Source organism: Mesorhizobium sp. M1050 (assembly GCF_040318715.1).
Taxonomy (GTDB): domain Bacteria; phylum Pseudomonadota; class Alphaproteobacteria; order Rhizobiales; family Rhizobiaceae; genus Mesorhizobium.
On record NZ_JAMYMV010000032.1, the window covers coordinates 47,040 to 67,613 of the forward strand.

Sequence of the window (20,574 nt, forward strand, 5' to 3'; positions counted from 1 at the left end):
GCCGGAGGCTGAGTGCCTGCGGCTGAAGGCTGGACCATACCATGCCGGGTCATGGACAGCTCCCCCGGTCCGGTCCCGGTGCGTTCGGCGGTCCGCGCGGCTGCCTCCACCGTTCGAACACCTCGATGACGATCATGCGGCCGCCGCAGCATGGGCATGGCGGACGGAAGTTATCTGGTTCCGCCGATGGATCGTTCGTGGCGGGAGGCGCGGCCGCGAGCAGTTGGCGGGCGAGTGCGAGGCAGTCCTTGCGGGAGCCGCCGGCAAGCAGGCCGTAGTGGCGGATGCGGTGGAAGCCGCGCGGCAGGACATGGAGCAGGAATCGGCGAATGAACTCGTCTATGGCGAGCGTCATGACCTGCTGCCGGTCGGCGCCGTTGCGACGGTAGTCCTTGTAGTGGAAGGTGACGCCGTCCTCGTCGAAACGGATGAGGCGGCGGTTCGAGATGGCGACCCGGTGCGTGTAGCGCGACAGATAGGCGAGCACTGCCTCCGGCCCGGCGAACGGCGCCTTGGCGTAGACCACCCAGCGCTTCTTCCGGACCAGTGACAGGTGGCGCAGGAATGCCCGCCGTTCCGCGAGATGAGCAATTGCGCCGAAGAAGGCGAGCCGGCCAGCGTCGTGCAGCGCGACCAACCGGGAGAGGAACAGGCGGCGGAACAGCTTGCCGAGCACGCGCACCGGCAGCAGGAAGGCCGGACGCGACGACATCCACCGGCTTCCGTCCGGCGCGATGCCACCGCCCGGCACGATCATGTGCACGTGCGGATGGTGTGCCATCGCCGAGCCCCAGGTATGGAGCACTGCGGTGATGCCGATGCGCGCCCCGAGATGCTTCGGATCTGCCGCGATCGTCAGCATCGTCTCCGATGCCGCACGGAACAGCAGGTCGTAGACCGCCGCCTTGTTGTGGAAGGCGATGTCGGCGACCTCGGCCGGGAGCGTGAAGACAACGTGGAAGTAGCCGACCGGCAGCAGGTCGGCCTCGCGCTCGGCAAGCCATGTCCGCGCCGTGGCACCCTGGCACTTCGGACAGTGCCGGTTGCGGCAGGAGTTGTAGGCGATGCGCCACTGGCCGCAGTCCTCGCAGGCCTCGACGTGACCGCCAAGGGCCGCGGTGCGGCAGTGCTCGATCGCCGACATGACCTTGAGCTGGGCGAGGCTCAGGTGCCCGGTATGGGCGGCCCGGTAGGCGGGCCCGGCAGCACGGAAGATGTCGGCGACCTCGATCGAGGCGCGCACGCTCAGCCGTCGGGTGAGATCTCTTCCGGCTTGAACAGGCCAAGCTTGTCGAGCGGGCTCGTGACGGTGCGCACCGTGCGGGTTGCAACCTTGGTGTAGAAGGCGGTGTTGTTGAGCTTGGCATGCCCGAGCAGGACCTGGATGATCCGGATGTCGGTGCCGTCCTCCAGCAGGTGGGTGGCGAAGCTGTGGCGCAGCGTGTGCGGCCCGACCCGCTTGGCGATGTCGGCCGCCTGCGCTGCCTCGACGACCACGCGATAGAGCTGGCGGGTGCTGATGGGCTTCATCGCATGCTGCCCAGGAAACAGCCAGCCGTCGCGATGCATCACGCCCTGCTGGCGTCCGACCTTCCACCACTGGCGCAGCAACAAGAGCAGGTCTTGCGACAGCATGGCGTTGCGGTATCGCCCGCCCTTGCCGCGCTCGACGCGCAGCAGCATGCGCTCGCTGTCGACGTCGGCGACCTTCAGCGTCGACACCTCCGCCACGCGCAGGCCCGCGCCATAAGCGACCGACAGCGCGGCCTGGTGCTTGAGGCAGGTGGTGGCGTTGAGCAGCCGGGCGACCTCGTCGCGGCTCAGCACCACCGGCAGTTTGCGCGGGTGCGCCAGACGAACGAGCTTGCGCGCCAGATCGGGACGATCGACCGTATGCGTGAAGAAGAAGCGCAGCGCCGACACGATGCTGTTCATCGTCGGCACGGGAACACCGTCGTCCTGCTGCTCGATCTGGAACCGGCGCAGGTCGTCAGTGGTCGCTGTGTCTGGTGAACGCCCGAGGAACGTCGCCAGGCGTCCGATGTCGCGGAGATAGTTGCGCTGAGTCTCCTGTGAGAAACGCCGCATGTTCATGTCGTCGATCAGCCGCTGACGAAGTGGACTGATAGGTGCATCAAGAACAGGATAGGGCATGGTCAGGCTCCTTGTTGAAGAAGCCTGTGATGCTCTGCCCCTGCCGAACCCCGCTCAACGCAGGCGCAACGACCGGTTCTTGATCTCAACCTCAACCGCGGGCGCCCATCCCGCGCAGCGGGTTCGTTCTCCGGCCCCATACAAGTCATTCGCTCGTCGCCCTTCGCGATGACACTTCTTGGCGCCCCAGTCTTCCAAGCCTGCAACGTTCACTGCATCGCACGGGCGCGTATATTGGGTATCTTCGATATTCTGAAACGTCACGTCATGCTGCTTCCATCTACTACTAAACAGTGGAGGCTGTGCCCGTGACACCGACGAAGCTCCTTGTCGGCCAGATCGTAGTTGTGTTCGCCATCGTCATCGTTGGCGTATGGGCGGCAACGCAATGGTGCGCCCACATGCTGGACTATCAGCCGCAGCTTGGCGCGCCATGGTTTGCCGCGGCGGCCCGGCCGATCTACAAGCCGTGGAAACTGTTCGAATGGTGGTTTCACTTCGACGCCTATGCGCCTGAGGTCTTCGACAAGGCCGGCATGCTTGCCGGAGCCAGCGGATTCTTGGGGTGTGCGGCCGCAATAGCTGGCTCCCTCTGGCGCGCGCGGCAGAGGGGGTTGGTCACCACCTACGGTTCCTCACGATGGGCCGCGGCTCGGGAAATCGAGAAGGCAGGCCTGTTTGAGCCGGCCGGCGTTTTCCTTGGCAAACTGAAGGATCACTATCTGCGACATGACGGGCCGGAACATGTCATGGCCTTTGCGCCGACACGTTCGGGCAAGGGCGTGGGATTGGTCGTTCCAACGCTTCTTTCCTGGACCGGCTCGGCCGTCATTCACGACATCAAAGGCGAGAACTGGCAGCTGACTTCCGGCTGGCGGTCGAAGTTCTCTTTCTGCCTCCTGTTCAATCCGACCGACTCGAGATCGGCGCGCTATAACCCGCTGCTGGAAGTGCGCAGGGGTTCAGATGAGGTCCGCGACGTTCAGAACATCGCGGACATTCTCGTCGATCCGGAAGGCGCGCTGGAGCGGCGGAATCATTGGGAGAAGACTAGTCATTCACTCTTGGTCGGGGCCATCTTGCACGTGCTCTACGCGGAAGAAGAAAAGACGCTCGCCCGCGTCGCCACTTTCCTGTCGGATCCGCAACGCTCGTCTGCCACGACACTGCTGCGGATGATGACCACCAACCACCTCGGCACGGCGGACAAACCTCGGGTCCATCCCGTCGTGGCCTCAGCGGCTCGCGAGGTGCTTAACAAATCAGAGAACGAGCGCTCAGGCGTTCTCTCGACCGCCATGTCGTTTCTCGGTCTCTATCGTGATCCGACCGTGGCCGCGGCAACATCGGCCTGCGACTGGCGCATTGCCGACCTCATGGATGCGGAACGACCGATGTCGCTCTATCTAGTGGTGCCGCCATCGGATATCTCGCGCACCAAGCCACTGGTGCGACTGGTGCTCAATCAGATCGGCAGGCGACTGACGGAGCGGCTGGAAGGTGACCCGAAGAAGAGCCGCAAGTACCAACTGCTCATGATGCTGGACGAATTTCCGGCTCTTGGCCGCCTCGACTTCTTCGAGACCGCGCTCGCCTTCATGGCGGGTTACGGCATCCGCGCCTATCTGATCGCGCAATCCTTGAACCAGATCTCCAAAGCCTATGGCGAGAACAACGCCATTCTCGACAATTGCCATGTGCGCATTGCCTTTTCCTCCAACGACGAGCGCACGGCCAAACGCATCTCGGATGCGCTCGGTACGGCGACGGAACTCAGGTCCATGCGCAACTACGCCGGCCACCGGCTGGCGCCCTGGCTCTCGCACGTCATGGTCAGTCGCCAGGAGACCGCTCGCCCGCTGCTGACGCCTGGCGAGGTGCTGCAGTTGCCGCAAGCTGACGAATTAATCCTTGTTTCGGGGTTGCCGCCGATCCGCGCCCAGAAGTTGCGTTATTATCAGGATCCGAATTTCACCGAACGGGTGCTGCCGGCGCCGGTGTTGCGCGACGGTCTGTACGCGGACTGTCCTGCGTCGCGCCCCGACGATTGGAGCGGACTAGTCCGCAGTGTTGACCGCCGTCTCGCTGCCGATGACGAAAACGCCGGCGAGGCAATCGAAGAAGAGGGCGGCGTGCAACAGCAGCGTCATCCAGGCCTGCCTGAAGAACACGTCGTCGTCTCTCAGGAGCCTGATCAAGACGACCTCTTCAATCTGGCGGACGATGACGCCGAGGCACTCGCAGACAAGCGCGTCATGGACCGGGTTTCCACCGCAGCCACCGCCTACGGTATCAACGAGGGAAGGGGCGACGACAAGGACATCATCCCCGGCTTCTAAGCGCTTTCGCAGCTCAGGCGTATCTCAGCGTAGATAACGCCCATAAGCGATTTTTCAGATATCGGCGATGTTCGTTCGCACCGCCGGCGCATCAGCGCCGGCCAGTCGGAACGAGCCCCATGAAGCCCCATCGCATTCGCCACCAGTTTCTGCTCGAACCCGAATTGAGCGAGAAGCTGGAAACGCTCAGCCGCAACCCGTCGACCACAAAATCGGCGATCGTCGCGAAAGCGGTCGAGGCCTTCATCGAGCGGCGTGGCGAGAACGAACTCGACAATCGTTATGGCAGGCGGCTCGACCGTCTTTCCCGCGACCTCGACCATATCCGAACCGATGTCGAGGTGATCCTGGAGAGCCTCGCACTCTTCATACGCTTTTCGATCACGCTTCATTCCCACACGCCGGTCCCGGATCGGGCCACACAGGCGATTGCCCAAGAGCGCTTTGACAAATTCGTCGAGCAGGTCGGTCGCCAGATCGCCTCCGGGAAGCGCTCGCTTGGCAACGGCAATGGCAATGGAGGCGAAGGATGAGCTCTCATCCCGCAGCCGACCACCGCCGCCGAGCCATGCTGCGCACAGCCATGGGCGCCGCGATCACCGAGGCCCTTTCCGATTCGACCGTCATCGAGGTGATGGTCAATCCCGACGGCGCGCTGAGGCTCGACCGGTTGGGAGAAGGCCGGGTCGATACAGGCGTGCATATGCATCCTTCCGAGGCGGAACGCATCATCCGGCTCGTCGCCTCCCATGTACGCGCCGAGGCGCATGCAGATAGTCCGATTGTCAGTGCCGAATTGCCATCAGGCGAGCGCTTCGAGGGTCTGCTACCGCCGGTCGTGCTGGCGCCATGCTTTGCCATCCGCAAGCCGGCAGCAAAACTCTACACGCTGGCCAACTATGTCGCCGATCGCATCATCCTCCCGCTGCAGGCTGATGCCCTGAGGAAGGCAGTGCGTGAGCGGCGCAACATCCTGGTCGCCGGCGGCACGTCGTCGGGCAAGACCACGCTTGCGAATGCGCTGTTGGCAGAAGTCGCCGAATGCGATGAGCGGGTGATCCTGATTGAGGACACCCGCGAGCTGCAATGCGCAGCCGAGGACTGTGTTGCCTTGAGGACGAGGCGGGGGTCGGTCACGCTTGGTGATCTCGTGCGCTCGACGCTGCGACTTAGACCCGACCGCATCATCGTCGGCGAAGTGCGGGGCGCGGAAGCCCTCGACATGCTGAAGGCATGGAACACCGGACATCCCGGCGGCATTGCCACGGTTCACGCCAATTCGGCACGCTCCGCACTCTATCGTATTGAGCAGCTCGCCCAGGAAGCCGTTGTCACCGTTCCCCGCCGGCTGATCGCCGATGCCGTCGACTTGGTCATCTTTATTGCCGGAAGAGGACCCGCGCGCCGCGTTGACGCGATCGCCGAGGTCACGGGTCTCGACGGCAGCGGCGATTACGCCGTCACCCCGCTCACACTTCCGCAACTCCAGCAGCTCTGAAAGGTCACCTCATGCGCAAGAAGCTTCGCTTTCTTTCGTTCGCCGCCGTCGCGCTTCTTCTCACGGCCCAGGCCCACGCTGCCGGCTCCGGCATGCCGTGGGAACAGCCGCTGCAGCAGATTCTGGAATCGGTGCAGGGGCCCGTCGCCAAGATCATCGCGGTGATCATCATCATCACCACCGGCCTGACCCTTGCCTTCGGCGACACGGCGGGCGGTTTCCGCCGGCTGATCCAGATCGTCTTCGGCCTGTCGATCGCCTTCGCGGCCTCGAGCTTCTTTCTTTCCTTCTTCTCCTTTGGCGGCGGGGCAGTCGTCTGATGAGCACCGGAGAGCAGCATATCGAAGGCTTCGAGGTTCTGGTCCATCGGGCGCTCACTGAGCCGATCCTGCTCGGCGGCGCGCCGCGGGCGGTGGCGATCCTCAATGGCACGGTGGCCGCGGCCATCGGCCTAGGCCTGCAGCAGTGGATTGCCGGTCTGATCCTCTGGATCGCCGGCCACACGCTCGCGGTCTTTGCCGCACGGCGTGATCCGGATTTTGCCAGCGTGCTTGTCCGTCATCTTCGTCAAAAGGGCTGGCTTGCATGCTGAAGCTTTCCGAATACCGCGGCAAAGCCGACCGGCTTGCCGACCATCTGCCGTGGGCAGCACTCGTCGCGCCCGGCATCGTGCTCAACAAGGATGGCAGCTCCCAGCGGACATTGCGGTTTCGTGGCCCCGACCTTGAAAGCGCGACCGAGGCCGAACTTATCGGCATATGCGCGCGGGCAAACAATGCGCTGAGAAGGCTCGGCTCCGGCTGGGCATTATTCTTCGAGGCCGAGCGCAGCGAAGCGCTGGGCTATCCGAGCTCGGCGCTTCCCGATGCTGCCTCATGGCTGATCGATGAGGAACGGCGCGCGGCCTTCGAGGGCAAGGTCGCGCATTTCGAGAGCATCTATCATCTGACCTTGGTCTTCATGCCTGGGCCCGATGGCCAAGCGCGCGCGGAAAGTGCTCTCGTCGACTCGCATGACTTGGGAGGGGAAAGAGACTGGCGCCAGGAGCTTGCCCGGTTCCGAGACGAGACTGACCGTGTTCTCGATCTTCTTTCGGGCTTCGTGCCCGAGGTGCGCGCGCTCGACGATGCCGAGACCCTGACGTACCTGCACGGCACGATCTCGACACGCCGTCATCCGGTCGCCGTGCCGGAAACGCCAATGTATCTCGACGGCGTCCTGGTTGACGCGCCGCTGACCGGCGGCCTAGAGCCGATGCTGGGTGACCAGCATCTGCGCACGCTCACAATCCTCGGTTTTCCGAACGTCACCCGGCCAGGAATCCTTGATGCGCTCAATAACCAGGATTTCGCCTATCGCTGGGTGACGCGCTTCATTCCACTCGACAAGGCGGAAGCCACGAAGACGCTGACTCGGCTCCGCCGGCAGTGGTTTGCCAAGCGCAAATCGATCGCGGCTATTCTGCGCGAGGTGGTGACCAACGAACCTGTGCCTCTCGTCGACAGCGACGCCGACAACAAGGCGCTCGATGCCGATGCAGCACTGCAGGCATTGGGCGGCGATCATGTCGGCTTCGGCTATCTCACCACAACGGTGACGGTGTGGGATCAGAACCGTAAAGCCGCCGCGGAAAAGCTTCGCGCCGTCGAGCGGATCGTCAACGGGCTCGGCTTCACCACCATTCGCGAAAGCATCAATGCCGTCGAAGCGTGGCTTGGTTCATTGCCGGGTCATGTCTACGCCAACGTTCGCCAGCCGCTCGTTCACACGCTAAACCTTGCCCATCTCGTGCCGCTGTCGTCCGTGTGGGCAGGTCCAGCGGAGAACGAGCACCTTGCCGAGGTCACCGGCGATTACGCTCCGCCGCTTCTTTTCGCCGAAACCAGCGGCTCGACGCCGTTTCGGCTTTCGACCCATATCGGCGATGTCGGCCACATGCTGATTGTCGGGCCGACCGGTGCCGGCAAGTCGGTTCTGCTTGCCCTGATCGCTTTGCAGTTCCGACGCTACGCTGGCGCGCAAATCTATGTCTTCGACAAAGGCAATTCGGCCCGCGCCGCCACGCTTGCCATGGGCGGCGACCACCATGCGTTGGGTGCGAATGGTGCGCTTGCTTTCCAGCCGCTGCGCCACATCAACGACCCGGCCACACAGAGCTGGGCGGCCGAATGGATCGCCGGCCTCATTGCCCACGAGAATGTCACCGTCACCCCGGAGGTGAAGGAGGCAATCTGGTCGGCGCTCACCAGCCTCGCCACCGCGCCGGCGCAGGAACGCACGCTGACTGGCCTGTCGGTCCTGCTTCAGTCCAATGCGCTCAAATCGGCGTTGATGCCCTACACGCTCGACGGTCCATTCGGCCGGCTGCTCGATGCCGATGACGACCGGCTGGCCATCTCGGATTTGCAGTGTTTCGAGACCCAGGAGCTGATGCACAGCCAAGGCGCTGTGCTGCCTGTGCTCACCTATCTGTTCCATCGTCTTGAGGACCGGTTTGACGGGCGGCCGACGCTGCTCATGCTCGACGAGGCCTGGGTCTATCTCGACAACCCGCTCTTTGCCGCCCGCATCCGCGAATGGCTTAAGGTGCTGCGTAAGAAAAACGTCTCCGTCATCTTCGCGACGCAGTCGCTTGCCGACATCGCCGGCTCTTCTATCGCACCCGCAATCATCGAGAGCTGCCCGCAGCGCATTTTTCTCCCCAATGATCGTGCGGTGGAGCCGCAGGCACGGGCAGCCTATGAGCGCTTCGGTCTTAATGAGCGACAGATCGAATTGGTCGCCCGCGCCATGCCGAAGCGCCACTACTATCTGCAGTCGCGCCGCGGCAATCGCCTCTTCGAGCTCGGGCTAGGCCCGATCGCTCTTGCGCTTTGCGGCGCCTCCGACCCGGCCGCGCAGACCCTGATCGACAATATTCTTTCCGAAGAAGGGCAGGGCAGCTTTGCCGCCCGTTTCTTCAGTGCGCGCGGCCTGGATTGGGCTGCCGAGCTTCTCCAGCAATTTCCTCAACCTAACAAGGAGCAATCGTCATGATCGGACGCCGCCTTTTTACTAGCCTGGTCACCGTTTCCCTGATCGCCAAACCGATGGCTGACTACGTCCAGCCGGCCTATGCGCTCATCGTGTTTGACCCGTCCAACTATACGCAGAATGTGCTGTCGGCAGCACGCGCATTGGAGCAGATCAACAACCAAATCCAGTCGCTTCAGAACCAGGCGACCATGCTGCAGAACATGGCGCGCAACCTTCAGCGCCTGGATTTCTCTTCCGTGGGCCAGCTTACCGGCTCGCTCCAACGGATTGACGGTCTGATGACCCAGGCGAGCGGCCTGAGCTTCGATCTCGACAAGCTGCAGGACCAGTGGCGCCAGCAATATCCGGAAAGCTACGACGCCACTATCAAGGTCAGCGATGTGGCGAGCGCCGCGCGCGAGCGCTGGCAGAGCGCCATCCAGGCGTTCCGCCAGACCATGAGCGCGCAGTCGCAGATCGTCGAGAACGTGCAGGCCGATGGCGACCTGCTTACCGATCTCGTCAATCGCAGTCAGGGCGCGGCAGGTGCCCTCGAGGCAAGCCAGGCTACGAATCAGCTGATCGCGCTTTCGACCAAGCAGCAGATGCAGATCCAGACGCTGCTTGCGACCCAGTTCCGGGCCGAGGCCGAGGATGCGGCGCGCAAGGCGCAGTCTGAGGAAGCCGCTCGCGAGACGACGAAGCGTTTCCTGGGCACCGGCACGGCTTATCCCGGCAACTGAGCGGCAGTTCTTCAAGACAACGAGGAAGGCGGCGACATGAACGACCTCGGAGTCATCGATCGCTTCATGGAGACCTTTACCCGCTACATTGACAGTGGGTTCGGTCTGCTTTCGGGCGACGTCGCCTTTCTCACCACCATTCTGATCGGCATTGACATCACGCTCGCGGGCTTGGTCTGGGCGTTCGGCGGCGAGCCCAACATTCTTGGCCGGCTTGTTCGCAAAGTGCTCTATGTCGGCGCCTTCGCCTTCGTCCTGAACAATTTCAAGAACCTCGCCGACATAATTTACCGCTCCTTTGCCGGTCTCGGCATCAACGCATCGCCCGGCAACCTGTCCGCCGACAGTCTCCTGCGGCCAGGCCGCATTGCCGCGGCCGGCTTCGAGGGCGCCTGGCCGCTCCTCAATCAAGCGAGCCAGCTAGTAGGCTTCCCCGAGATCTTCGGTAACGCGCTCACCATCTTCGTGCTGCTTCTGGCCTGGTTCCTGGTCCTCATCGCCTTCTTCATTCTTTCCATCCAGCTCTTCATCACCATCCTCGAGTTCAAGCTCACCACGCTGGCCGGCTTCGTCCTGGTGCCCTTCGCGCTCTGGAACCGCTCGGCGTTTCTGGCCGAGCGCGTGCTCGGCAATGTGATTTCGTCGGGTATCAAGGTGATGGTGCTTGCCGTCATCGTCGGCATCGGCTCCACGCTCTTTGGCGAGTTCGCTTCCGCCCTGCAGGGCCAGGAGCCGGACCTGGCGGCGGCCATGTCTCAGGTACTGGGTGCGCTGGCGCTGCTTGGGCTCGGCATTTTCGGCCCCGGGATTGCCTCGGGTCTTGTCTCCGGCGCGCCGCAGCTTGGCGCGGGCGCAGCACTTGGAACAACGGCGGCCGCAGCCGGATCAACGCTCGTTGCCGGAGGCGCCGCGCTTGCCGGCACGCGCATGGCGGCCGGCGGCAGTCTTGGTGCAATTCGTGCCGGCACAGCTATGGGATCGGCTGCTTCCACAGCCTGGCATATGGGCCGTGTAACAGCGCCTGACTCCGGCCTCTCCGGGGTAGCTGCTGGGCTGCAGGGTGTTGCGAGTGCCGCTGGCGGCGCCGCGATGCGGGGAATGCGATCCGCAGCAGAACCATTGCGCCGTAGTGCCGATGCCGGTCGTGAGGCTGCCTGGACAGCGACCGGCGGCACGCCGACCAGCTCGATGAGCGGAAGCTCTCCAATTATTACAGCTCCCGCGGCCGCGCCTGCCTGGGCAAGGCGTCTGCGTTCCGAACAGACAGCCCGTGCCCATCGGCACGCCGCCATACAGGCGGTGCGCGATGGCGACCGGGGCGGAAGCGGCGCCAATCCCTCTCTCAACGACAAGGAAGATTAGATGCTCTTCAAGCGACCCGTTCAGCGTTACGGAAAGACGCCCGAACCCGTAACACCCTACCAGAAGGCCAGCCAACTCTGGGATGAGCGCATCGGCGCGGCGCGCGTGCAGGCCAAGAACTGGCGCTTCATGGCCTTTGGCTGCCTGGCTCTGACGACGGGGCTTTCCGGTGGGCTTCTGTGGCAGTCGATGCAGGGCCGCGTCGTGCCTTATGTCGTCGAGGTCGACCGCTTTGGCGAGGCGCACGCGGTCGCGCCGGCAGTCCAAAACTACCAGCCCGACGATGCCCAGATCGCCTGGCATCTCAGCCGCTTCATCCGGAATGTTCGTTCGGTTTCCACCGATGCGGTTCTGGTGCGGCAGAATTGGCTGTCGGCCTACGACTTTGCCACCGACCGAGCGGCGCTCTTCCTCAACGAATATGCCAAGGCGAACGACCCTTTCGGCCAAATCGGCACGCGCAGCGTGTCAGTACAGGTGACCAGCGTGGTCAGGGCTTCCGACAGCTCGTTCCAGGTCAAATGGACCGAGCAGGTGTTCGAGCGCGGCAGTCTCGCCAGCACGACGCGCTGGACCGCGATCCTCACCATCGTGATCCGCCCGCCGAAGAACACCGATCAGCTGCGCAAGAACCCGCTCGGCGTCTTCATCAACGCCATTGACTGGTCGCGCGAGCTCGACAGTGCCGCGCCGACATCCCTTTCCCCTAAGGAGCTCGCCAATGACAAATAGACTTCCATCGCTCCGCGCCGCCTTGATCCTGTCGGGGTCGGCTGCGGTTCTTTCGGCCTGTGCCTCGAAGCCAGTGCCGCCGCCTCAAATTTCCTATGACCACGAGGACTTCAAACCAGCCGCGATCGAGAAGGCGCCAGAGAAGCTGGTCAAGGTCGTCGAGGTGCCGAAACCGCTACCGTTACCTGGTCAGTTGATGCCCGCACCCGGCAAGCCCGCCTCAGATAAGCGCTCGCCGGAAGAACAGGTCGCCGATGCCAACAAGGCGGCGACGCAACAACCCACCAAATTTGGCTATGTCAATGCGGTGCAGGTTTACCCCTTTGCCGACGGCGCGCTCTACCAGCTCTACGCCGCGCCGGAGCGCGTCACCGATATCTCATTGCAGCCGGGCGAGAAGCTGACCTCGGTCTCAGCCGGCGATACGGTCCGCTGGGTGATCGGTGACACCGTTAGTGGCTCAGGCGATGACCAGCGCACTCATGTGCTGGTGAAGCCATTCGCGCCGGGGCTAACCACCAATCTGGTCATCACGACGGACAGGCGATCCTATCACCTGCAGCTTCAAAGCACTGAGAAAACCGCCATGGCGGCGCTCTCCTGGACTTACAGCGAAGACCAACTCATGGCGCTTCGGCGGCGCAACGCTCAGGCCGAGGCTGAAATGCCCGCTGCGTCGAATGTGGCACTCGAAAACATCCGCTTCCGCTACTCGATCACCGGCGACACGCCACCGTGGAGACCGACGCGCGCCTTTGATGATGGAAGCAAGGTCTATATCGAATTCCCGCGCCGTATCGACCAAGGTGAGGCACCGCCGCTCTTCATCGTCGGAGCCGACGGGGACAACCAGCTCGTCAATTATCGGATGCACGGCAACTACTACATCGTCGAGCGCCTCTTTGCCGCGGCTGAACTCCGTCTCGGCGCCAAGCAGCAGCAGGTGGTGCGCATCACCAGGACCGACGGACGGCAACTGCCGCGGCGGATATCGCTCTTTTCGCGTTTTGGCAGGTGAGAGGAGGCTCATGACCGACACGTCCCGCCCCAATGTTCCGCCCAAACTCGATCCCGAACAGCTGCAGCTGCGGGCCTCACCGCGCCGGGCCGTGCGCTTCAAGCGCGGCATAATCGTCGCGATCGCAGCTGTTGGCTCCGGCACCATCTTTGGCGTCACGATGATGGCGCTGCAGGGGCCGGCACTGCGCCTGAAGCAGCAGGCTGAAGAGCTTTACAGCACCGACCGCAACCCGACCGCCGAGGGACTCGAGGCGCTCCCCAAAGACTATTCCGGGATCAAGCCGAAGGTCCCAGTGCTTGGGCCGCCGCTGCCCGGCGATCTCGGCCGCCCTATCCTGGAACACCAGCGCCAGCTCGGTATTGCGCCAGGGCAGGATGTTTCCGCCGAAGAGCAGCGTCTTGCTCAGCAGGCGATCGAGGCGCGAGAGTCGCAAGTCCTCTTCCGCATCGAAATCCGCTCCCGGCAAATGGACGCCGCCGGTAATGGGCAAGGAGCACGCCCGCCGCTTGAAACGCTGCCGGCCCAATCCGATGCCGAGCGTATGAGAGCTTCCGTGGCACCGGCCGAGGGCGACCAGAACAACCAACAGCGCAAGCTCGATTTTATCAGCCAGCGGAACACAAGCGGGATCTACAATCCGCATGCATTGCAGACGCCGGCCTCGCCCAATCAGATCATGGCCGGCAGTGTGATTGCGGCAAGCCTGATTACCGGCATCAATTCGGACTTGCCCGGCCTCGTCGTCGCGCAGGTTACCGAAAATGTGCATGACAGCGTCACAGGCAGCATCCTGCTGATCCCTCAAGGCTCTCGCCTGATCGGCACCTATGACAGCGTTGTCGCCTTCGGACAAAGGCGCGCTCTGCTGGTCTGGCAGCGCATTGTGATGCCGGACGGAACATCAATCGAAATTGACAATCTGCCCGCGACGGACACCGCTGGTTTTGCGGGGCTTGAGGACAAGGTGGATCTCCACACCTGGCAGCTGATCAAGGGCATTGCGCTCGCCACCTTGCTGGGCGTGGGCACCGAATTGAGCTTTGGGGAAAATGAAAGCGATCTGGTCAAGGCGATCCGTGAATCAACCCAGCAGAATGTCAGTCAAGCTGGTCAGCGCATCACTGAAAAGAACCTGAACATCCAGCCCACGATCACCGTCCGCCCTGGTTGGCCGTTGCGCGTCATCGTGCACAAGGACCTCGTGTTGCGGCCATACACTGGGTGAACAGGAGGAATTCATGGCTAATCTGAAACTCGGAAAACTTCCGGACCGGACACCTTCGAAGATCACTATCACCGTTGGCGCCGACTTAAGCCAAGCACTCAACGACTATGCTGCACTTTACCGTCAGATCTATGGCGAGTCCGAAACCGTGGCTGAACTGATCCCCTTTATGCTGGTCGGGTTCCTGGAAGGCGACCGGGCGTTTGCCAAGGCCAGAAAGGAAGGTCTGCCGGCCGTCGACATGCCAGAGAAAAAGCGGTAGCACCCAGGTTCACAATCCAAGTAAAGCACACCGATTGTTCAAGTTCGATTGCTCTGCCGACACGGCACTCAGGAGGCAATCTCAAGTTCTGCGTGAGTTGACATTTTAGCGCTGCCACAGACACGGCTTGCAAGCGGGATCCGCTCTGCAGGATTTCGGTGACGAGCAACCGTTGCCATGTCTGCCGTTGAGGAATGGTCAATCTGCACCCAACACATCATTCATTTTGCTTAGTAGCTGCCGAGCGCGTTGCGCACTAGCGACTACCACGCCTATGTGCAATTAAGGATTCGGTTCAGGAAAGCTCACATGCGAACGGTCGTTTTGAGCATTCAGCCCAAATGGGCTGCACTAATTCGCTCTGGCGAAAAAACGATCGAGCTAAGGCGGCGCTTCCCTCGCTACCTTGCCGGTTCTGACGCGTACCTCTACGAATCCTCGCCGAATTGCAGGCTTACCGCAATCCTACAAATGGGCGCGATTCATGAACTTCCGGTCGAGGAACTTTGGCGCGTGCATGGCAAGGCATCATGCGTTGATGAGCGCCACTTCGCAACATACTTCCAAGACCGAGACGCCGGTTTTGGTATCGAAATTCTTCGACACCTGCCTCTAGTCAAAGATTGGCGCCTGGACCGTTTACGCCACGACTTCAGCTTCACGGCCCCCCAGTCTTGGGGCTATGCATCACCTCGATTGGTCAATGCGATTGGAACACGCCCATGAGAGTTTTCGTCGCGGGGCTTTCAAAATCGGGTAAGACGACCCGCTCTCTGCACGCTGCCGAGCATATCCCGGAGCTAGAGTATGCCAGCATCAGTCAGCTCTTGAGGGCGGCTGGCGGCATCCTGCCAGTCGCTACACTCGCAGATGGGCTCACCAACCAACGCATGGCGGCAGAAGCTCTATCGGCGTATCCCCGATCAAAGACGCATCAGATTGTTGATGGCCATGCATTGGTCGAGACGCTAGAGGGGCCACTGCTTGTTCCGGACTCGTTCTTCGACGAAATCGCGCCGGACCTTTTGATCCATATCCTGGATGGTCCAGAACAGATCTTAGCGCGGAGGGTGCCCGGCGCGAACTTTGCGACCACAGCCGAGATCGCTGCGCTTACCGCGTTAGAGCAAGCTGCCTGCGAACGGCTTGCAACTCGGCTTGGCACCCCACTGGTAGCACTGGAGGCTCCGACGCTCGATGAGTTTAGGTGGACGCTCGAAAGCCGGTTGTCGTTCGATCATTGACCAGAAATCCCGACAGATCCGTTGAAGACATACTCGACTCGATTTGATCGATACAGGCTTGGATAAGTTCTGGGTGCCGAAAAACTCCACACGCGGAGTAGCCCGGCAAACTCTGCGATCCGCTCTTCGGGCACGGTGAAAAGCGGGCGGTCGGAATCGAGCCAGTCAAATGCATAGCGAGCCAACGATTTCGCAACTCCACGCTCGCGCAAGGCAGGCTCGACCCAAAGCGTGCAGAGCTTGTGCTCCGCCTCTGAGCGCTTGCAAATGGCTACGCCAGCAAGCGCGCCTTCAACATATGTGGTTACGATATGGCGCTCCCCGCTGTGGAGCCCTGGAATGACCCTGCCGAAAAACCACGGCCGAAAATTCGGGTAAAACCCGTGAACGCCAGCCCGCACCAGCCAATCATAAATCGAGCATGGATCGCTGGGCATGTTCGGCTGAGCAACGGGCCCAGAAAGGATGTTTGCGAAGCCTGGCTCGTTTATCATAGGCACGCTCCCCGCATGATTCGTGAACCCCACCTTAACGGCGGGCGCTGAAAAATCCGATAACCCATTCGAGTGGATTTGACCACCGTCGGCCAAATCGGACGATAAAAAAGAGCAAAAAGACCAGGAAGAAAAAGATCGCAGCGTTGACGGCAGCAGCCTGCCACGGGTCCTTAATCTCCCACAGCATTCCAACCAGGGCCGCCAAGCCTGCTTGCGATGCACTTCCCATTGCACCCAGTGCAACAACAACCAGTGCGTAAATCCAGAGGCGGCCAGTGTAGTAAGCACGAAAAGTCGCGAGCGCGGTGAAGCTGTCGACCGTAGATTGAGGCGGGGCGACCGAGCTCCAATGATAGATTATCATGTTCTGTGCGTTGAATTGCGGTTCATCTCGGAGATACCGTTCCCAGATTCGGGTTCCAGCCGACGCATTTTTTTGAAGCCAGTATGGGATTGTGTCATTTCCACGGTCATATCCCTGATCAGAAAATAATGAACAGCAGACACATCGATCAGATCTGCCCCGCCGCTCAATCGTTCCAGGATTGCGGCCGAAAAATTGCGCCGCTCGTTTAGACGGAATTCGACGATTTCGCTGGTGGAGATCGTGCTCAGGAAAGCAGAGTCCTTGGCGTCGACTTCAGAAACGAATCCGTTCATGATGTGGAAGGGGACTCTTATTCGGAGACGAATATACTGATCGCCGATTTTGGCCCGCATTCGGTCAAAAAATTGATCGCGGAGCATGATTACAGAGCCGGCGTCACCTCCTTTCCCGATTGTGGTCAGACTTCGGTCATCTCTTGAGCAGCGTGAAACATAGAATTGCACCTTCTTCGGTTCGTTGAGCGCCGCGAACGTTTTGCCGTTCTCTTGGACCTCCCCTGCCGACAGCGTTTCATTGAAGATTGCGGATAACGTCGATGAGTCGTGCATCACATCGAACAGGTCGAAAATATGGTCGGACTGAATCTCGAAAGGGAGGCTGATCGACAGCGTCCGGAGCGATCTCATTTCCTGGAAGCGAAAGCCGATATCCAAGAGATGAAAGCGCCTCTTGGCCGAGCGCCTCTCGCCCTTCCATATGTTAATGTGGACCTCGACGCGTGGCGCATAGCCGTTGGCGTCGTCTGCAAGCGTGTCATGCCAAATCGCGATACTGCCCCGCATTTCATCCCTATAGCCCGTTTTTGTTGTGTGACGCGCACCGCCAACTCTGCAAAACAAATCACAAGTTCACTAACTTTTCCGCCATGTACTTATGCATTTGCCTCGACCGCCAGCAAAAGGGACAAAGCGGCCATAAAACGTGACGCGGCGGTCTCCAATCAGCACGCGCGGACTGGCAACCACTGGGTGGCCTATCGTTGGCGAACACGACGGCCCTGCCCGATGCCAAGGGCGTTTTGAAATCTATCATCATTACTTTTTAGGCCGTGCGGTTCGCCGCCCAAGTGAGAACGTACGAGAAACACGAACTGGCGAACCAACTGCCATCGTATAGCCTTCTCTTAAGAAAAAATTCTCCCTCCCGTACAGTTCTGGCTTTTTTTCGAGCGTCAGAATGATTTTCGTCGGTTGGGAATTCGTATCGGCGTTTGATGAACGGTCGCTGTTGGGTTCAAAGTGGACGGTCGCGACGGTGTATAGACAGCAGGCTTGCCGCGTCTCCCGATTGAGATCACCCGCGGCGTTTTGCTCTCGAGTTCATCCAGATAATCGGCCCACCATTGCATCATCCTCACGCGCTCTTCCCAGTGCTCTGCTCGGGCGTATGCGCGCCGAACGTCGTTGTTCTCAATGTGGGCCAGCTGTCGCTCTATGGCGTCCGGATGCCACTTGCCGCATTCGTTCAGCAGAGTTGATGCTGTTGCTCGAAAACCATGCGCGGTTGCTTCTTCCTTGCCGTAACCCATACGGCGCAGCGCGGCGTTAAGCGTGTTATCGGAAATCGGACGCGAAGCCGATCGAACACTAGGAAACAGCAGCGATCCACCACCAGAGATTTCTCTCAGTGAAGTAAGGACGCTGATCGCCTGCTTTGATAGGGGTATGCGGTGCGGCCGTCGCATTTTCATGCGTGCTTCAGGGATGGTCCACACCGAGTTTTCAAAATCGAACTCTTCCCATTCACCGGCGCGAAGCTCGCCGGGGCGGGGAAACAGCAGCGCTATCAGCTTCAGACCGGCTCGGGTTGTAGGCTGTCCGTCAAATGCATTGATCGCCCTCAGCAAACCGCCCAAGGCTTTCGGATCGGTAATCGCGGCGCGAGACGTTACCGTCGGACTGATGAGTGCGCCTCTGAGGGCGAAGGTCGGATCTGTCTCGGCGCGTGCGGTCGCGATTGCGTATCGAAACACGCTGCCGATGGTGGAGCGCAGTCGCCTGGCCGACTCGTATCGACCGCGAACCTCCACGCGACGGAGGGCGGCAAGGATGGTGGCCGGATCGATCTCCCGAACGCACTTGTCGCCGATTGTCGGATAGGCAAAGTCGAGCAGCCATTTGACCTTGCTGATCGTCCGGTCGGCACGTCCCTCCTTCTTAAGCTTGTCAACATATTCGCCCGCGATTGAGCGAAAGGAGTCCTTTGCCGAATCAGCCTTTTGTAAGCTGCGTTCCTTTCCAGGGTCGACGCCAGCTAGCAGGAGCCTTTTAGCATCGTCGCGCGCCTCCCGTGCCTCGGCGAGAGAGATAAGGGGATAGCTGCCCAGCGCGAGCAGTTTCTGCTTGCCGTCAAAGCGGTAGGCGAGCCGCCATAAGCGGGTTCCGGTGGGCTGCACCCAAAGCTGGAGCCCGCCACCATCGGACAATTTCAAGAGCTTGGAAGCTGGTCGGGCGTTTCGACATTTTACGTCGGATAAGGCCATCTCTGGAACATCCTGTTGGCTGCTTCGATACCAACAGGTTGTCCGATACCAACAAAAATACCAACCCACCGGCCAGTTGGACCATATACGCCGAAAATCCGGGCAACACGCCCCGATACGCCGTCCGCGTCAAAAAAATAAACGATTTCAGCCATTTATGGGGCCGTGGGCGTAGAGGCTTCGGCGGAAGGGCATGCCGGGAGAAGAGGGGATGGTGCCCAGAGGCGGATTCGAACCACCGACACGCGGATTTTCAGTCCGCTGCTCTACCAACTGAGCTATCTGGGCCTGTTCCGGCAAACGAAATCTCATTTGGCCGGATTTCATCGAGGCGCCGTGGGCGTCCCTTGAAAGCGCGTGGGTTATAGCATGGGAATTCGGCCTGTCCAGCGCCCAGATGGCGATTTCAGACAGGAAAGGCGATGCCGTGCGACGGCCGCTTCCGATGCCGTGGCGGCAGCCGGAAATGGCAGCCAGTGCGACGCCATTTCGTCCGGCGGCGTCCTTATCGCGGGCCGCAACCGTTCGACCCGTCTTTAGCCGGCGATCAGGTCGGCAATGCTTTTGCGGCAACGGCGCGGGGCATGCCTGCCGCCGCCTATCTGGCGCCGGTCACGCCCCGGCGAAAATCGGAGGGCGACATGCCGGCCAGCTTGCGGAATGACTTGTTGAAGGCGCTGAGCGAGCCGAAGCCCGAATCCATGGCGACGCGCAGCACATTGGCGTCCTGATGCATCAAAAGCGCTTGCGCATAGCTCAGCCGCAGCAGGTTGACATATTCGTTGAGCGTCATGCCGGTCGATTTCTTGAACAGGTTCATCGCATATTTGGGATGGATATCGGCGGCGGTCGCTATGTTCACGCTGTCGATCTCGTAGAGGAAGTTCTCGGCGATGAAATCGCACATTCGACCGACATTGCGGGACGACTGCTGGTCGAAGGGGCTGCCCGTTTCCTGCCCGGGCGCGGTTTCCGGCACCAGACGATAAGGCTCGAATCGCACCCGCTCCAGCCTGAGCAGCAACTCGTTCACGGCATGCTCGATCATGGCCGGATCGCCCGAACGGAAATAGCGATTCCAGCGCTCGAAATTATGGTGGTCCGCCGGATCGGTCGCGCCCGTCACCAGCGTCGCGCCGGTCATCAGCCGATGGCGGACATCCGTCGGCAAATGCAAGCGAAAGAAATGCACCAGCGGAAGATGCGCGCCGGCATAGATGGCGTCGTCGGAGAGATCGGTCATTTGGTGCGGCAGGCCGCCCCAGAACAGACACATGTCGCCTGCCGACAGTGCGATCTCATGTTCGTTCATGCGGTAATGCACGCTGCCGCGCACGATGAAATTGACCTCGACCTGGGCGTGCCAATGCGGCTTGAGCATCACCAGCGGATGGTTATGAAACATCTGCAGGGCAAGCGGCAGGCCCTCCACGCTGCTGGCGCCAGGCTGATAAAACGGCCGTTCCGGCATCTTACTTTCCGCCAATTTTATATTCCCTTTGACGGCGACACGCCTTGCCCACTGCATAGTCTAGTGCCCGTCCATAAACGGTAAGCTGCTGAAATTACTGGAGGAATCACCAAATTTCCGCAGGAAAGGCCCGACGGTTTC

The 20,574-nt window shown here is 61.1% G+C and carries 21 protein-coding genes and 1 tRNA gene; 14 read left to right on the top strand and 8 right to left on the bottom strand.

What is annotated here, in order from left to right; all coding sequences use genetic code 11:
- Window positions 1-49: 49 nt before the first annotated feature.
- Together NKH57_RS18435 and NKH57_RS18440 are read right to left on the bottom strand one after the other, a co-directional pair.
- Entirely contained in the window at window positions 50-1,243 is a 1,194-nt protein-coding gene (locus tag NKH57_RS18435) for an IS91 family transposase (RefSeq protein WP_352945921.1), read from the bottom strand.
- A 2-nt stretch (window positions 1,244-1,245) separates the two neighbouring features.
- Window positions 1,246-2,154, bottom strand: a complete 909-nt coding sequence (locus tag NKH57_RS18440) for a tyrosine-type recombinase/integrase (RefSeq protein ID WP_352945924.1) — start codon at window positions 2,152-2,154, stop codon at window positions 1,246-1,248.
- 308 nt (window positions 2,155-2,462) lie between these two features.
- Between NKH57_RS18440 and NKH57_RS18445 the strand changes: the two genes are divergently transcribed.
- The 14 genes from NKH57_RS18445 to NKH57_RS18510 all read left to right on the top strand — a co-directional run bounded on the left by NKH57_RS18445 (window position 2,463) and on the right by NKH57_RS18510 (window position 15,595).
- A complete protein-coding gene (locus NKH57_RS18445; RefSeq protein ID WP_352945935.1) occupies window positions 2,463-4,493 on the top strand; it encodes a conjugal transfer protein TraG in 2,031 nt (676 codons plus the stop codon).
- Window positions 4,494-4,612: 119 nt separating this feature from the next.
- Entirely contained in the window at window positions 4,613-5,026 is a 414-nt protein-coding gene (locus NKH57_RS18450) for a CopG family transcriptional regulator (RefSeq protein WP_023692456.1), read from the top strand.
- Entirely contained in the window at window positions 5,023-5,991 is a 969-nt protein-coding gene (gene trbB / locus NKH57_RS18455; protein ID WP_023692455.1) for a P-type conjugative transfer ATPase TrbB, read from the top strand. The genes NKH57_RS18450 and trbB overlap by 4 nt, the downstream gene beginning before the upstream one ends.
- Window positions 5,992-6,002: 11 nt before the next feature.
- Window positions 6,003-6,311 (top strand): TrbC/VirB2 family type IV secretion system protein, encoded by a 309-nt coding sequence (locus tag NKH57_RS18460; protein WP_023689362.1) that lies wholly within the window; start codon window positions 6,003-6,005, stop codon window positions 6,309-6,311.
- Window positions 6,311-6,583, top strand: coding sequence for a VirB3 family type IV secretion system protein (locus tag NKH57_RS18465; RefSeq protein WP_023689361.1), 273 nt, complete (start codon window positions 6,311-6,313; stop codon window positions 6,581-6,583). Before NKH57_RS18460 ends, NKH57_RS18465 begins: the two co-directional genes overlap by 1 nt.
- Window positions 6,577-9,027, top strand: a complete 2,451-nt coding sequence (trbE, locus tag NKH57_RS18470; protein WP_352945939.1) for a conjugal transfer protein TrbE — start codon at window positions 6,577-6,579, stop codon at window positions 9,025-9,027. The genes NKH57_RS18465 and trbE overlap by 7 nt, the downstream gene beginning before the upstream one ends.
- On the top strand, window positions 9,024-9,749 hold the full coding sequence (gene trbJ / locus NKH57_RS18475; RefSeq protein WP_352945942.1) for a P-type conjugative transfer protein TrbJ: 726 nt from the start codon (window positions 9,024-9,026) through the stop codon (window positions 9,747-9,749). Before trbE ends, trbJ begins: the two co-directional genes overlap by 4 nt.
- A gap of 36 nt (window positions 9,750-9,785) precedes the next feature.
- Complete coding sequence (trbL, locus tag NKH57_RS18480; RefSeq protein ID WP_352945945.1) at window positions 9,786-11,111, top strand: P-type conjugative transfer protein TrbL; 1,326 nt, start codon at window positions 9,786-9,788, stop codon at window positions 11,109-11,111.
- Window positions 11,112-11,843 (top strand): conjugal transfer protein TrbF, encoded by a 732-nt coding sequence (trbF, locus tag NKH57_RS18485; protein ID WP_352945948.1) that lies wholly within the window; start codon window positions 11,112-11,114, stop codon window positions 11,841-11,843.
- Window positions 11,833-12,861, top strand: coding sequence for a P-type conjugative transfer protein TrbG (gene trbG, locus NKH57_RS18490; protein ID WP_352945951.1), 1,029 nt, complete (start codon window positions 11,833-11,835; stop codon window positions 12,859-12,861). Before trbF ends, trbG begins: the two co-directional genes overlap by 11 nt.
- A gap of 10 nt (window positions 12,862-12,871) precedes the next feature.
- The gene (locus NKH57_RS18495; RefSeq protein WP_352945954.1) at window positions 12,872-14,089 is read left to right on the top strand and encodes a TraB/TrbI/VirB10 family type IV secretion system protein; all 1,218 of its coding nucleotides are present in this window, start codon (window positions 12,872-12,874) and stop codon (window positions 14,087-14,089) included.
- A 13-nt stretch (window positions 14,090-14,102) separates the two neighbouring features.
- On the top strand, window positions 14,103-14,351 hold the full coding sequence (locus NKH57_RS18500) for a DUF2274 domain-containing protein (protein ID WP_023807838.1): 249 nt from the start codon (window positions 14,103-14,105) through the stop codon (window positions 14,349-14,351).
- A gap of 309 nt (window positions 14,352-14,660) precedes the next feature.
- Window positions 14,661-15,077 carry an ASCH domain-containing protein gene (locus tag NKH57_RS18505; RefSeq protein WP_155929864.1) on the top strand — a complete coding sequence of 139 codons (417 nt, stop codon included), beginning with the start codon at window positions 14,661-14,663 and terminating at the stop codon, window positions 15,075-15,077.
- Window positions 15,074-15,595 carry an AAA family ATPase gene (locus NKH57_RS18510; RefSeq protein WP_352945958.1) on the top strand — a complete coding sequence of 174 codons (522 nt, stop codon included), beginning with the start codon at window positions 15,074-15,076 and terminating at the stop codon, window positions 15,593-15,595. The genes NKH57_RS18505 and NKH57_RS18510 overlap by 4 nt, the downstream gene beginning before the upstream one ends.
- On the opposite strand, the gene NKH57_RS18515 is transcribed toward NKH57_RS18510, so the two are convergent.
- From NKH57_RS18515 to NKH57_RS18540, 6 genes are all read right to left on the bottom strand, one after another.
- Entirely contained in the window at window positions 15,589-16,089 is a 501-nt protein-coding gene (locus tag NKH57_RS18515) for a GNAT family N-acetyltransferase (protein WP_352945961.1), read from the bottom strand. The two genes, NKH57_RS18510 and NKH57_RS18515, sit on opposite strands and share 7 nt — an antisense overlap.
- A 34-nt stretch (window positions 16,090-16,123) precedes the next feature.
- On the bottom strand, window positions 16,124-16,456 hold the full coding sequence (locus tag NKH57_RS18520) for a hypothetical protein (RefSeq protein WP_352945964.1): 333 nt from the start codon (window positions 16,454-16,456) through the stop codon (window positions 16,124-16,126).
- The gene (locus NKH57_RS18525; protein WP_352945966.1) at window positions 16,453-17,262 is read right to left on the bottom strand and encodes a hypothetical protein; all 810 of its coding nucleotides are present in this window, start codon (window positions 17,260-17,262) and stop codon (window positions 16,453-16,455) included. The genes NKH57_RS18520 and NKH57_RS18525 overlap by 4 nt, the downstream gene beginning before the upstream one ends.
- Window positions 17,263-17,651: 389 nt before the next feature.
- Entirely contained in the window at window positions 17,652-18,962 is a 1,311-nt protein-coding gene (locus NKH57_RS18530) for a tyrosine-type recombinase/integrase (RefSeq protein ID WP_352945969.1), read from the bottom strand.
- A gap of 212 nt (window positions 18,963-19,174) precedes the next feature.
- Window positions 19,175-19,250: transfer RNA gene (locus NKH57_RS18535), tRNA-Phe, on the bottom strand.
- A gap of 310 nt (window positions 19,251-19,560) precedes the next feature.
- Window positions 19,561-20,433 (bottom strand): helix-turn-helix domain-containing protein, encoded by an 873-nt coding sequence (locus tag NKH57_RS18540; RefSeq protein WP_031259888.1) that lies wholly within the window; start codon window positions 20,431-20,433, stop codon window positions 19,561-19,563.
- Between the last annotated feature and the right edge of the window lie 141 nt (window positions 20,434-20,574).

Coding starts and splice junctions, on each gene's coding strand:
- NKH57_RS18505 (WP_155929864.1), top strand. CDS start 14,661: ATGCGAACGGTCGTTTTGAGCATTCAGCCCAAATGGGCTGCACTAATT.
- trbL (WP_352945945.1), top strand. CDS start 9,786: ATGAACGACCTCGGAGTCATCGATCGCTTCATGGAGACCTTTACCCGC.
- NKH57_RS18530 (WP_352945969.1), bottom strand. CDS start 18,962: ATGGCCTTATCCGACGTAAAATGTCGAAACGCCCGACCAGCTTCCAAG.
- trbF (WP_352945948.1), top strand. CDS start 11,112: ATGCTCTTCAAGCGACCCGTTCAGCGTTACGGAAAGACGCCCGAACCC.
- NKH57_RS18540 (WP_031259888.1), bottom strand. CDS start 20,433: ATGCCGGAACGGCCGTTTTATCAGCCTGGCGCCAGCAGCGTGGAGGGC.
- NKH57_RS18440 (WP_352945924.1), bottom strand. CDS start 2,154: ATGCCCTATCCTGTTCTTGATGCACCTATCAGTCCACTTCGTCAGCGG.
- NKH57_RS18525 (WP_352945966.1), bottom strand. CDS start 17,262: ATGCGGGGCAGTATCGCGATTTGGCATGACACGCTTGCAGACGACGCC.
- trbE (WP_352945939.1), top strand. CDS start 6,577: ATGCTGAAGCTTTCCGAATACCGCGGCAAAGCCGACCGGCTTGCCGAC.
- trbB (WP_023692455.1), top strand. CDS start 5,023: ATGAGCTCTCATCCCGCAGCCGACCACCGCCGCCGAGCCATGCTGCGC.
- NKH57_RS18495 (WP_352945954.1), top strand. CDS start 12,872: ATGACCGACACGTCCCGCCCCAATGTTCCGCCCAAACTCGATCCCGAA.
- trbJ (WP_352945942.1), top strand. CDS start 9,024: ATGATCGGACGCCGCCTTTTTACTAGCCTGGTCACCGTTTCCCTGATC.
- NKH57_RS18515 (WP_352945961.1), bottom strand. CDS start 16,089: ATGATAAACGAGCCAGGCTTCGCAAACATCCTTTCTGGGCCCGTTGCT.
- NKH57_RS18450 (WP_023692456.1), top strand. CDS start 4,613: ATGAAGCCCCATCGCATTCGCCACCAGTTTCTGCTCGAACCCGAATTG.
- NKH57_RS18460 (WP_023689362.1), top strand. CDS start 6,003: ATGCGCAAGAAGCTTCGCTTTCTTTCGTTCGCCGCCGTCGCGCTTCTT.
- NKH57_RS18510 (WP_352945958.1), top strand. CDS start 15,074: ATGAGAGTTTTCGTCGCGGGGCTTTCAAAATCGGGTAAGACGACCCGC.
- NKH57_RS18465 (WP_023689361.1), top strand. CDS start 6,311: ATGAGCACCGGAGAGCAGCATATCGAAGGCTTCGAGGTTCTGGTCCAT.
- trbG (WP_352945951.1), top strand. CDS start 11,833: ATGACAAATAGACTTCCATCGCTCCGCGCCGCCTTGATCCTGTCGGGG.
- NKH57_RS18500 (WP_023807838.1), top strand. CDS start 14,103: ATGGCTAATCTGAAACTCGGAAAACTTCCGGACCGGACACCTTCGAAG.
- NKH57_RS18520 (WP_352945964.1), bottom strand. CDS start 16,456: ATGATAATCTATCATTGGAGCTCGGTCGCCCCGCCTCAATCTACGGTC.